The organism is Seonamhaeicola algicola, from assembly GCF_007997385.1.
Taxonomy (GTDB): domain Bacteria; phylum Bacteroidota; class Bacteroidia; order Flavobacteriales; family Flavobacteriaceae; genus Seonamhaeicola; species Seonamhaeicola algicola.
In genome coordinates this window covers 188,542-200,878 of the sequence record NZ_VOSC01000005.1, presented here as the reverse complement: position 1 = coordinate 200,878, position 12,337 = coordinate 188,542, and the positions used below count along the sequence as shown (strand labels likewise).

The following is a 12,337-nucleotide window of genomic DNA, read 5'->3' as shown; positions in this document are numbered from 1 at the left end:
CTATTAATTTTCTTTAGAATATGGAATTTCTTTTTTAGAAAGAATTCTAAAATAACGTTTTGGATGTAATTTAATATCTCTTAAAAGTTCTTCTAACTCGCCTGTGGCGCCTTCTAAATTGTTGTACAAACCATCTTCTTTTAAGAGCTTGCCCATTGAGCCTTTACCACTTTCAACACTTGCTAAAATATTGTTGAAGTTTTTTAAAGTAGCTTCTAAATTTGCAACGGTTGCACCAATATTGGCATTTGCTAAGGAATCGGACATTTTTGAAAAGTTTGCCGAAATATTATCTACATTACTAAGTGTATTGTTTAACTTGGTTTTATTTGCCGTAACAATATTATCAAGCGTACTAGATGTTTGCTTAAAATTAGCAAGCACCGCATTTAAATTAGCTAAACTGCTTTTTAAATTAGCTTTTGTTTGGGCATCAAACACATCATTTATATTTTTTAAAAGTTCTTCGGCTCGTACTAGTGTACCGCCTAAACTTTCTTGTAATGGTGTTAGTTTTTGGTTTACTAGCTCACTTAAACCGGCTTTTATGGTGCCTTGTAAATTATCACCATTTTTAGCGTTTTCAGCATTATCAAAAGCGGGCACTATGGCTACAGCTTTTCCGCCAATTAAACCAGCCTCATACAACTCTGCCTTACTATTTTTTGAAAATTGATAATCACTATCAACCAAAAGTGTTACTCTTAATTTTGCAGACCCATCACCTTTAAAACTTATATCTGTTACCTTACCAACTATTAAACCGTTAATAGTAACCGGCATTGAAGGTGTTAAACCTTCAACATTGTCATATTGTGTGTAAAACGTTCTTGAATTATCTAATAAATTTTGACCTTTTAAATAATTAAAACCAAATATTAACAGTACAATGCCTGATATTACTAATAAAGCTGTTTTTACTTCTCTAGATATTTTCATTGGGTTGGTTTAGTTTTATTGATTTTGGGCAGTTGTTTTAGCCATAAATATAAAGCAAACTATGTTGCAATTAAACACAATTTAGCTTTTATAGCAAATTTAGAATAATTTTGAATAGAATAATTTTTAATTGGCTGTTGTTTTTAAGGCTTCGGCTAAAGTAATTTTTTTACCGTTTTTAAAAGCTACAACAAAACTAGATTTGTAACCTTTACTTTTAGCTTCTTCTTCTAATTTTTTTGTGCTATTGTAGTTGTGCGTGCTACCGTAAAAATATTTGTATAAATTACCTTCTTTAACGCGCGAAATACTACTTAACCCCTTAAAGTTGTATGGTTTAGTTTCTAATGCTTTTGAGCTTGCTGCTATTTGAATTTTATATTCAATAGAAGTGTCAACTACAGTTTCTGTGGTTTCAGCATGTGGTGTACTTGTACTTACTGAAACACTTTTTTTATTTAAATTGAAGTATTTAATATAGTTTTCAACAGCGTTGTATAATGATTTTGTCATTAACGCTTTTCCCTTTTTAGAATTTAAAAAATCTTCTTCTTTTTTATGTGTTAAAAAACCAAGTTCTACTAAAACACTAGGCATGTATGTGTAAGCTAAAACATAAAATATATTTTGTTTTACACCTCTACTTCGGCGTTTTGCGGTTACTTGAAACTCATCTTCAATATATCTTGCTAATTTTATACTGCGGTCTAAATATTCTTCTTGGGCAATCATTAGTCCTAAAACAGATTCAGGTGAATTAGGATTAAAATCTTTATAAACCTCAGTATCATCTTCTAAAGCAATTACACTGTTTTCTCGTTGCGCTACTTCTAAATTTTGTTTGTTTTTAGTTAAACCTAAAACATACGTTTCAGAGCCATATGCTGTACCTTTTTTTCCGGGTTGTGCATTACAGTGAATAGAAATAAATAAATCTACATCCTTTTTGTTAGCCAACACCGTTCTTCCGTTTAAGGTTGGGTAAACATCTTTACTTCTGGTGTAAAGCACTTTAACGTTATCTAGATTTTTTTCAATCATTTTACCCAAATCTAATGACACATCTAAAGCTATATCTTTCTCAGTGGCTTTGTAGCGTCCTGTACCTGGCGTACCAGAATCTTTACCACCATGCCCAGGATCAATCATTATTACAAATGAATTTGAAGCAGCTTGCGCCTGTACATTGTTTAAAGAAAATGTTAATAGTGAAATTATAAATACGAAAAAGGATATTCTGTACGTTTGCATAAATGTTTAAACAACTAAAAAATTGAATTATTGCTCTGGTTTTTTATTGTGAATATTTTTATTTTAAATTTTAAATCAATCACACAAAAAATATATGTAATTTTGGCATTTCAAAAACCGAGCCATACTTTTACAAAAATACATTAAAAGCGTTGCATACAAACAACTTTAAAATACTTTTTGCGCTAAGTTTTACAGTGTTTATTAACACGTTAAGCTACAGCCAAGACATTCCCCAAAAAGGTAAATCTATTGGCGCAACAGTTAAAGATTCTACAGTGGTTAATCTTAATAAACCCGCTGAACCCGAAACTTTAAATGCCGAAAAAGCTGCTGATACTACCGTTACAGATAGTGTTAAACCCAAAGAGTTACTAGAACATATTGTAAAGTATAGTGCTACAGATTACACCAAATTCAACAATAAAAAACAGCAATTATACCTTTACAACAATGCTAAAATTGATTATGGCGATATGAATATTACCGCCGGAAGTATCACTATAGATTATGGTACAAATACAGTTTACGCACGCGGCATTACCGATACTATTGAAGGTTACACACAAAAACCAGTGTTTACACAAGGTAGCAATGTAGTTGAACCAGATTCTATTGTTTTCAATACAAAATCTCAAAAAGCTTTAATTTATAATTCTGTTACAGAACAAGGCGAAGGCAACGTTATTGCTAGAGTTACTAAAAAGGAAAACGACTCGGTTTATTTTATTAAAAATGCCAAATATACAACTGCCGAAAACCTTGAAGACCCCGATTATTATATAAGGCTTTTAAAAGCCAAAATAGTACCAGGAAAAAAAATAGTTACAGGGCCTGCAGGTATTTATATTTATGATGTGCCCACACCAGTTTGGTTACCTTTTAGCTTTTTTCCGCAAAGCGAAAAACACACATCTGGTATTATAATACCAACTTTTGGCGAACAAAACGATAGAGGATATTTTTTACAAAACGGTGGTTACTATTTTGCTATAAGTGATTATATGGATTTAGCTGTTTTAGGCGATTATTATACCAACGGAAGTTTTGGTTTACGTTTAGAAAACACCTATGCCAAACGTTACAGGTTTAGAGGTAATTTAGCCTTTAGGTATGAAAACCTAATTACCAGTGAGCGTGGTTTTCCAGACTATGCCCGTAACACCATATACAACCTACGTTGGTCTCATAGTCAAGACTCTAAAGCCAACCCAAGTTCACGCTTTTCTGCATCGGTAAATTTAGGTAGTAGCACGTATTACAGAAACTCTATAAACCAAATAAATGCTGGTAGTAACTATTTAACAAACACATTATCATCTTCGGTTTCATATTCTAAAACATTTGAAGGCGAACCACAAGTTAATTATAGTTTAACAGCTACACACAGCCAAAATACCAACACACAAACTATAAACATGACACTGCCAACATTTCAAGGTAGCGTTGGTAGAATGTATCCGTTTGCTTCAAAATCTGGCTCTAAAAAAGGTATCATTCAAAATATAAACCTTCAGTACAACGTGCGAGGTGAAAACAGAATAGCTACTGTAGATTCGCTTTTCTTTAAAAAAGAAATGTTTGATGATGCACGTGCTGGTTTTCAGCATACCATTCCTATTAGTACAAACTTTAAAGTATTTAAACATTTTAGTGTAAGTGCAGGTGCAAATTATAATGAGGTTTGGACGTTTAAAACCATTGATAAACGTTTTAACACTGTTTTAGGTGAAGAAGAAGTTGAAACCATAAATGGGTTTGATGCTTACAGAACATACAATTTTAGCACCAGTATTGGTACTACTGTTTACGGTATGTTTAATTTTGAAAAAGAAGGTAAAGACACTAAACTTAAAGCCATAAGGCATGTTATGCGTCCATCAATTAGTTATAACATTAATCCGGCTTTTGATAAATATTACAACACATACGAAGAAGAAGTTATTACTGCCGATGGTTTAACCACCAGAGATGTTGAATTTTCAAGGTTTGAAGATGCTATTTTTGGAGCGCCAAATAAAAACTTTTCAAGCTCAATGGGTATTTCTTTAGCTAATAACTTTGAAGCTAAAGTTAAAGACCGTGACAGTACAGCCACCGAACCTAAAAAAATCAAACTATTAAATAGTTTAAACTTTTCATCGGCCTATAATTTTGCTGCAGACTCATTACAATGGAGTCCGGTGCGTGTTAGTGGTAGTACACAGCTTTTTCAAAACCAAATGAGTATTAACTTTGGTGCTACACTAGACCCTTACGCGCTAGATAACAATAACACACGTATTAATACTTTTAACATTGATAATGGCGGCAGTTTATTTAGGCTTACAAGCGCCAATTTAACAGCTAGTTGGTCTTTATCAAATAAAAACAAAGGAAAAGACAAAAGTAACAATGTCGCCAGTGATAATCCAGAAGATTTTTTACCCAAAAACATGGATTTTTCAAACGAACAAATAAACGAATACCAAAATAATAAAGACAGTAAAAAGGGTAATAAAGATGACAATGAAGAACCATCAAAATTCTTTAATCATAAAATACCCTGGAATGTGCGTTTAGCCTACGCTGTAAATTATGCAAATTCCCGAAGGCAAAATGAAATTTCATCGCACTCACTTATGTTTTCAGGTGATATTGAGTTAACAAGCAAATGGTCTATAGGCGCTTCATCTGGTTACGATATTAAAAACCAAGGATTTACATACACGCAATTTAGATTTCAAAGAGATTTAGAAAGTTGGAATATGAATTTCAGTTGGATTCCGTTTAGCGATAGAACCTCTTGGAATTTCTTTATTGGAATAAAATCTAGTATTTTAAAAGATCTTAAATACGAAAAACGCAGACAACCAGACCAACAATTATAAAACCTCATGAAAACAATTATAACTACACCAAACGCTCCTGCTCCACTTGGGCCTTACAATCAAGCTATTTTAAGTGGCAACACGCTTTATATTTCTGGGCAAATAGCCATTAACACACAAACAAACACACTTGTTTTAAGCAATATAAAAGCAGAAACAACACAAGTAATGCAAAACCTTGAAGCCGTATTAAAAGCGGCTAACATGACTTTTGAAAACGTTGTAAAATCATCAATTTTTATAAGTAATATGGATGATTTTAATACTATAAATGAGGTTTACGGAAGCTATTTTAATGAAGCTACAGCGCCTGCAAGAGAAACTGTGCAAGTTGCTAAACTACCAAAAAATGTTAATGTAGAAATTAGTATGATAGCTGTTAAATAGCCTATTTACTTTTTTGCATATTGTATAAGCAACGCTTTTAACTTATCAAGTTCAATTGGTTTAGCTAAAAAGGCATCCATACCTGCCAATTTAGCCTTGTTAATATCTGCTTCAAAAGCACTAGCTGATACGCCTATTACAGGTGTTTTAGTTTTAGTATATTTTTCAGTTTTTTGTATTAATTGTGTAGCTTCATAACCATCCATGTCAGGCATATAAATATCCATAAACACCATATCAAAATCTAAAATTTTATAAAGTTCCAATGCTTCTAAACCGTTTTTTACAAAGGTACAATCGGCTCCTAAACGTTCTAATAAAAACTTAATAACCTTTTGGTTCATTCGGTTATCTTCAGCAACTAAAACATTAAATTTATTGTTTAATATTGGTTTAAAATTATCAGCTTCATTTTTAATATTCAATGTTTTTTTAAGCTGCAAACTGAAGTAAAATGTAGAACCTTCATTCTCTTTGGTTTCTAATTTAAGCTCACCGCCCATAACATGCACTAATTGGTGCGAAATTGACAAACCAATACCGCCACCTCTGTAATCTGCCGCCGATGTGCTTTGTTTAGAATTTTCGGCATTCTTAAAAATACGCCTAACCTCATGCGGGTGCATACCAACACCGGTATCTTTTATGTAAAATGTTATTATTTGCTCATTATCAATACCTACTGATTGGTCTACAATTACCGATATTTTTCCAGAATTAGTAAATTTTATGGCATTGTTAATTAAGTTTATTAAAACTTGTTGAATGCGCGCGGAATCTCCCATTACCAAAAACTTATCGGTTTCTTTTGATAAAAATTTATACTCAAACTCCAAGCCTTTTTCCCATGCTTGGTATTCAAAAACCTTAAATAAACGTGTAAGATCTAATTTTAAATCTATAGCCGATTCATTTAATTGCAAGCTACCAGTATCAACACTAGCGTTATTAGTAACCATGTCTACCAATTGCAACAAGTATTTTGATGAGTAAAGTGCTATTTCAGCCTGTGCTTGTTGGTCTGTATTTAATTCTGTTTGCATGAGCATATTAAGCATTCCCATAACGGTACTTAACGGTGTTCTAACCTCGTAACTCATGTTTTCTAAGTAAATAGATTTGTGGTCGGCTAATTTTTCACTTTCATCAAGTGCACTTTTTAATTCTTTAATTCGAGTTAATAAATTACTTCTATTAAAATCGTTTTTTAATTGATTTTTAAAAAAATACTGAAGCGTAAATACCTGAATAATTGCTAATACAAAAAGCGTAATTACAATAATTTTAGCATCTAAAAAACCTTCAAGAAAAGTATATCCTAAAAAAAGGATTAAAACTATAGAAGCAAAAATTAAAAAAGACAATACCTTTTTGGTATTAGATCTCATAAATTTTAGGAGAATATTCATTTAATGTAAGAGTTAGGCAAACATATTTATAAATATAACAAATATCAAAATAATAGCGCTATTAGGCTTTGTAAAGATGCCATAATAATATAAATTATTGTACTTTTATTTAGAGAAAATTTAAGTAATAATGCGTATAGAATATGAGATTAAATTAGGGTTTAAAGATGTTATGATTCGCCCTAAACGATCTACTTTAAAAAGCAGATCGGAAGTAAACTTAGAAAGAACATTTAAATTTTTACACAGCCCTTTAGTTTGGTCTGGCATACCCATAATGGCTGCAAACATGGATACTGTTGGCACTTTTGAAATGGCTAACGCCTTAGCTAACAAACAATTATTTACCGCAATACATAAACACTACACTGTTGCCGATTGGAATGCGTTTTCAGCTAATTTACCACAAAGTTACACCAATTACGTGGCTATTAGTACAGGCATTAGTCAGCAAGATTCTATTAAACTAGCAGAAATAATTAAGTATAACCCGCAGTTTAAATTTATATGTATTGATGTTGCCAATGGCTACTCAGAATATTTTGCAGATTTTGTAAAACAAACCCGTGAAAAATATCCTGATAAAGTAATAATTGCTGGTAATGTAGTTACTGGCGAAATGGTTGAAGAATTACTGTTATCTGGCGCCGATATTGTAAAAGTTGGCATTGGCCCAGGGTCTGTTTGTACTACAAGAGTTAAAACTGGCGTTGGATACCCACAACTTTCTGCTATTATAGAATGTGCTGATGCTGCACATGGTTTAGGCGGACAAATAATTAGCGATGGTGGTTGCGCCATACCTGGTGATATTGCCAAAGCATTTGGTGCTGGTGCTGATTTTGTAATGCTTGGAGGCATGCTTGCCGGCCATAATGAAAGTGGCGGACAAACCATTGAAAAAGATGGCAAAACCTACAGGCAATTTTACGGCATGAGTTCTGCTACAGCCATGGAAAAACACGTTGGCGGTGTTGCTGAATACAGAGCTAGTGAAGGTAAAACTGTTGAAGTGCCCTATCGTGGTGCTGTAGAATCTACATTGCAAGACATTTTAGGTGGTTTAAGAAGTACTTGCACCTACGTTGGTGCACAACGTTTAAAAGAACTTACTAAGCGTACCACATTTATAAGAGTTGCTGAACAAGAAAATACAGTATACTCTAAATAATTTGTTTTCCTGTAGAGCCAGTTTTGCTTGGAGATAGTTGGTAAATAAAATCTGGTTTTAAGCCTGCTTCTTCTCTATGCGACACATACAGTATTGCTGTGTTTGTTTCTGTAGCTATTTTATTTATTAAGCTTGTAAACATAAGTGCATCAGTATCATCTAAACCATTAGTTGGTTCATCTAAAATTAACAATGGTGGATGCTTTACCATAGCTCTGGCTATTAAAACCAAACGTTTATGACCCGATGATAATGTTTGAAAACTTTTGCTTTTTATACTTTTCATTCCTAAAAGCGCTAACCATTGTTGTGCTATTGCAATTTCAGATTCGTTTGGATGTTTATATAGGCCTACAGAATCATAAAACCCAGACAAAATCATATTTTCAATGCTTTCGTGTTTTTTAAAACCTCTAAGCATATCAAAACCAAAAAAACCAATTTGTTTTTTTATATCCCAAACACTTTCACCACTACCCTTTTTGTTTCCGAAGAGATAAATATTTTGATTGTAAGCTTTAGGGTTATCACCTGAAATTAATGATAAAATGGTACTTTTTCCTGAACCATTAGCGCCTTTTAAATGCCAAAATTCACCTTGATTAATTTCCCAATTTATATTTTTAATAATCATCCTATCAAAATATGCTACTGATACATTTTCAAACTTTACAAGTGTTTTAGTTTGTAATACTATTGGTTTGTGTGGTTTTGGCAAGGTATTTATAAAGTAGTTTTTAGTATTTTTTTCATCTTCAGTGTGTATTAAGGGTTTTAATGTATTTTCTGAAAATTGAAAAACAGTGTCTATAAAACTTAAAACATCTTGTAGCCGGTTTGTAATTTGAATAATTATTGTTGATTTATTTAATTTATGAAAAAGTAATTTGATATTTTTTTGAGTTTCAACATCTAAATTTCCATAAATATTATCGGCAATTATATATTCTGGCTTGTTTGAAATTATATGCTGCAATAATGCTTTTTTACGCTCACCTTCAGATGCGTGAGCTAAACTATTTTTATTAGCCGCAGTTATAAATACATGCCCATAACGTCTTTCTAAATCAATATGTTTATTAATTACATATTCTGAAAAAACTGCACCTTTTAAAGGTTTCAAGTTGGGTAAGAGTTCACCTGAAAGTATATTATTTAAAAGTAATTGTTTATTATTGTTACTAGTAATGTAAATGGCTACATGCGTTTTTAACATACGTAATTATTGGTTACTAAAAAGCCTTTAAACAATAATGTTACTGCTTAAAGGCTTTATATTTTATTGTATATTTTTACTATAAATTTTCAGTGTGAAATGGTACTAAAGCATCAATTGGTCTTCTTACAAAGTTACCAACGTTAAAACCCATTTCAGCTGCAACTTCTTTAATTTCGTTTTGAGAAAAATAGGCTATTGAACCTGCAAAATGTACAGGAACAGTTTTTAGTTCTTCTTTAAACTGCATAATCATGTTTTTTGCAAATACACGTATACCGTTTTTTATTAAGTTTACTGTGTACTCTGAGTCTTTATGTAAAAACATAAACTCTGCAAAACTTGCCAAATAAGCATTTGGGTTGGGTTGTTTATAAAGGTTATATTTTATAAAATCAGACTCTAAATTATATTTAGCACCAAATGCAACTTTTACATTTTCAGGCATATGATTAAAGTAATAATCTCTTATTAATTGTTTACCGTAGTAGTTACCTGAGGCATCATCCATTAATGTATAACCTAAAGAGTTTACACGTTGGTGTAGCGCCTTACCATCATAATAACTACAATTTGAGCCTGTGCCCATTATACAAACTACGGCGGCCTCAGTTGGGTTATTTATGGTTGCATACACTGCTGCTAAGGTATCTTCGTTTACAGATACTTCGGCATTAGGAAAAAAATCCTCTAAAACACCTTTAAGCGCTAACCTTGGTTTTTCAGTACCACAACCAGCGCCATAAAAAAATATGTGTGTTACTTTTTCGTTATTACTAGAAAGCTCTTCACTTTTATTAATTGTTTTGTACAGCTTTTTTTCACTTAAAATAGCTGGATTGAGCCCTTGGGTTCTAATTTTTTCTAAAAGTTTATTTCCATGCTTGTCTACAGCCAACCAATCTGATTTTGTAGAACCACTATCAACAATTAAAATCATAGACTTAAATATACAAAAAACTCCACAGTTAATGGGTTTTTACACCTTCTGTGGAGTTTTTAAATTATTATTGAAAATTAAATTTTGCTTATGTGTTGTGCTAAGTCAATTAATTTAGTTGAATAACCAAACTCATTATCATACCATGATACTAACTTAAGGAAATTGTCATTTAAAGCAATACTTGCACCAGCATCAAAAACACTTGTTAATGATTCTGAAACGAAGTCTTGAGATACTACAGACTCTTCAGTGTAACCTAACACACCTTTTAATTCGTTTTCAGAAGCATTTTTTAAAGCAGCTTTAACGTCATCCCAAGAAGCAGATTTTTCAATTCTTACAGTTAAATCTACAACAGAAACATCTGGAGTTGGTACTCTAAATGCCATACCTGTTAATTTTCCGTTTAATTCAGGAATTACTTTACCTACAGCTTTTGCTGCACCTGTAGAAGAAGGAATGATGTTAGCTAATGCGCTACGACCACCTCTCCAGTCTTTTCTAGAAGGCCCATCAACAGTCATTTGAGTTGCTGTTGTAGCGTGAACAGTTGTCATTAAACCTTCAACAATACCAAAGTTATCATTAATTACTTTAGCTAAAGGCGCTAAACAGTTGGTAGTACATGATGCATTTGATACAATAGTATCTGCAGCTGTAATTTTATCGTGGTTTACACCCATTACAAACATTGGTGCATCAGCAGATGGTGCTGAAATTGCTACTTTTTTAGCACCTGCTTTAATGTGTGCTTGTGCTTTATCTAAAGTTGTGAAAATACCAGTACAATCTAAAACTACTTCAGCTCCAACAGCGTCCCATTTTAAATCTTCTGGGTTACGTTCAGCAGTAATTCTAATTTCGTTACCGTTTACAACTAAGTTACCGTTTTTAATATCTACAGTTCCGTTAAATCTTCCGTGAACAGAATCGTATTTTAATAAATATGCTAAGTGTTCAACGTCTAATAAATCGTTAATTGCTACTATTTCAACATCTGGTCTAGAAGCTGCAACTCTAAATGCAATTCTACCAATTCTACCAAATCCGTTAATTCCTAATTTTAATTTTGACATAATCTCTTATTTAATAAGTGTTTTAAGTAGTCATTATATCTGACACTCGTAATAATTCTAAATTTATTTTTGTTTTTCCTTTAATGGCTTTTTCTAAAGGTGTAAGTTCCATTTTACTATCTAACAAACCAACCATGTAATTAGTTTTACCTTCAAGTAAAGACTCTACTGCTTTTACGCCCATACGGCTTGCTAAAACTCTATCAAAACATGATGGTGCTCCGCCACGTTGCATATGCCCTAAAACAGATACGCGTACATCATATCCTTCCATATTTTGGTCTACATATTCTTTTAATTCAAATATGTTTTTTCCAATTTTATCACCTTCGGCAACTACAACAATACTTGATGTTTTACCAGATTTTCTGCTTTTGTTAAGTGAATCTACAAGTCTGTCTAATCCTAAATCTTCTTCAGGAATTAAAATTTCTTCGGCACCACCAGCAATACCAGCATTTAGTGCTATATGGCCTACATCACGCCCCATAACTTCAATAAAAAATAATCTGTTATGCGAACTTGCTGTGTCTCTAATTTTATCAATGGCATCAACAACGGTATTTAAAGCGGTATCAAAACCTAAGGTATGTGTTGTACCGTAAATATCATTATCAATTGTTCCTGGTATTCCTATTACTGGAAATCCAAACTCTTGGTTAAACACTAAACCTCCTGTAAAAGAACCATCACCACCAATAACTACTAAGGCATCAATGTTATGTTTTAACAGGTTTTTATGTGCTTTTTCTCTTCCTTCTTTAGTACGGAACTCTTGTGAGCGTGCAGATTTTAAAAACGTACCTCCTTTGTTAATTATACCTTTAACACTACGCGCATCTAAGGCAGTGAACTCGTCATCAATCATACCTTGGTATCCTTGGTAGATACCAATACATTCTACATCATGGTAGGCACATGTTCTAACCACAGAACGTATAGCTGCATTCATTCCAGGTGAATCTCCTCCAGAAGTTAAAACTGCTATTTTTTTAATTCTATTTGGCATATACTTTATTTGTATTTGCTTGTAAAATTATAAACAAAAACCAAAAAAACATAGCTTTTAGCGCTT

The 12,337-nt window shown here is 32.5% G+C and carries 10 protein-coding genes; 3 read left to right on the top strand and 7 right to left on the bottom strand.

Annotation, left to right across the window (positions count from 1 at the left end):
• Window positions 1-3: 3 nt before the first annotated feature.
• On the bottom strand, window positions 4-939 hold the full coding sequence (locus tag FUA26_RS00885; RefSeq protein WP_147130536.1) for an MlaD family protein: 936 nt from the start codon (window positions 937-939) through the stop codon (window positions 4-6).
• A gap of 126 nt (window positions 940-1,065) precedes the next feature.
• Complete coding sequence (locus FUA26_RS00880; protein WP_147130534.1) at window positions 1,066-2,190, bottom strand: N-acetylmuramoyl-L-alanine amidase family protein; 1,125 nt, start codon at window positions 2,188-2,190, stop codon at window positions 1,066-1,068.
• A 152-nt stretch (window positions 2,191-2,342) separates the two neighbouring features.
• On the opposite strand from FUA26_RS00880, the gene FUA26_RS00875 reads away from it, so the two are divergent.
• Together FUA26_RS00875 and FUA26_RS00870 are read left to right on the top strand one after the other, a co-directional pair.
• Entirely contained in the window at window positions 2,343-5,060 is a 2,718-nt protein-coding gene (locus tag FUA26_RS00875; RefSeq protein WP_317131279.1) for a putative LPS assembly protein LptD, read from the top strand.
• Between the two features lie 6 nt (window positions 5,061-5,066).
• On the top strand, window positions 5,067-5,447 hold the full coding sequence (locus tag FUA26_RS00870; RefSeq protein ID WP_147130532.1) for a Rid family detoxifying hydrolase: 381 nt from the start codon (window positions 5,067-5,069) through the stop codon (window positions 5,445-5,447).
• A 5-nt stretch (window positions 5,448-5,452) separates the two neighbouring features.
• Here FUA26_RS00870 and FUA26_RS00865 read toward each other — a convergent pair whose 3' ends face one another.
• The gene (locus tag FUA26_RS00865) at window positions 5,453-6,835 is read right to left on the bottom strand and encodes a response regulator (protein ID WP_186826829.1); all 1,383 of its coding nucleotides are present in this window, start codon (window positions 6,833-6,835) and stop codon (window positions 5,453-5,455) included.
• 151 nt (window positions 6,836-6,986) lie between these two features.
• Between FUA26_RS00865 and FUA26_RS00860 the strand changes: the two genes are divergently transcribed.
• Window positions 6,987-8,027, top strand: a complete 1,041-nt coding sequence (locus tag FUA26_RS00860) for a GMP reductase (RefSeq protein WP_147130528.1) — start codon at window positions 6,987-6,989, stop codon at window positions 8,025-8,027.
• Here FUA26_RS00860 and FUA26_RS00855 read toward each other — a convergent pair.
• The 4 genes from FUA26_RS00855 to pfkA form a co-directional block, all read right to left on the bottom strand.
• Complete coding sequence (locus FUA26_RS00855) at window positions 8,020-9,243, bottom strand: ATP-binding cassette domain-containing protein (RefSeq protein ID WP_147130526.1); 1,224 nt, start codon at window positions 9,241-9,243, stop codon at window positions 8,020-8,022. The genes FUA26_RS00860 and FUA26_RS00855 overlap by 8 nt on opposite strands.
• Window positions 9,244-9,322: 79 nt before the next feature.
• Window positions 9,323-10,183 (bottom strand): N-acetylglucosamine kinase, encoded by an 861-nt coding sequence (locus FUA26_RS00850; protein WP_147130524.1) that lies wholly within the window; start codon window positions 10,181-10,183, stop codon window positions 9,323-9,325.
• 77 nt (window positions 10,184-10,260) lie between these two features.
• Entirely contained in the window at window positions 10,261-11,262 is a 1,002-nt protein-coding gene (gap, locus tag FUA26_RS00845; RefSeq protein WP_147130523.1) for a type I glyceraldehyde-3-phosphate dehydrogenase, read from the bottom strand.
• 22 nt (window positions 11,263-11,284) lie between these two features.
• The gene (gene pfkA, locus FUA26_RS00840; RefSeq protein ID WP_147130521.1) at window positions 11,285-12,271 is read right to left on the bottom strand and encodes a 6-phosphofructokinase; all 987 of its coding nucleotides are present in this window, start codon (window positions 12,269-12,271) and stop codon (window positions 11,285-11,287) included.
• Window positions 12,272-12,337: the final 66 nt, after the last annotated feature.

Excerpts from the sequence above, each read along its gene's own strand:
- FUA26_RS00865 (WP_186826829.1), bottom strand. The coding sequence starts at position 6,835 with ATGAGATCTAATACCAAAAAGGTATTGTCTTTTTTAATTTTTGCTTCT.
- FUA26_RS00870 (WP_147130532.1), top strand. The coding sequence starts at position 5,067 with ATGAAAACAATTATAACTACACCAAACGCTCCTGCTCCACTTGGGCCT.
- FUA26_RS00850 (WP_147130524.1), bottom strand. The coding sequence starts at position 10,183 with ATGATTTTAATTGTTGATAGTGGTTCTACAAAATCAGATTGGTTGGCT.
- gap (WP_147130523.1), bottom strand. The coding sequence starts at position 11,262 with ATGTCAAAATTAAAATTAGGAATTAACGGATTTGGTAGAATTGGTAGA.
- FUA26_RS00880 (WP_147130534.1), bottom strand. The coding sequence starts at position 2,190 with ATGCAAACGTACAGAATATCCTTTTTCGTATTTATAATTTCACTATTA.
- FUA26_RS00860 (WP_147130528.1), top strand. The coding sequence starts at position 6,987 with ATGCGTATAGAATATGAGATTAAATTAGGGTTTAAAGATGTTATGATT.
- FUA26_RS00855 (WP_147130526.1), bottom strand. The coding sequence starts at position 9,243 with ATGTTAAAAACGCATGTAGCCATTTACATTACTAGTAACAATAATAAA.
- pfkA (WP_147130521.1), bottom strand. The coding sequence starts at position 12,271 with ATGCCAAATAGAATTAAAAAAATAGCAGTTTTAACTTCTGGAGGAGAT.
- FUA26_RS00885 (WP_147130536.1), bottom strand. The coding sequence starts at position 939 with ATGAAAATATCTAGAGAAGTAAAAACAGCTTTATTAGTAATATCAGGC.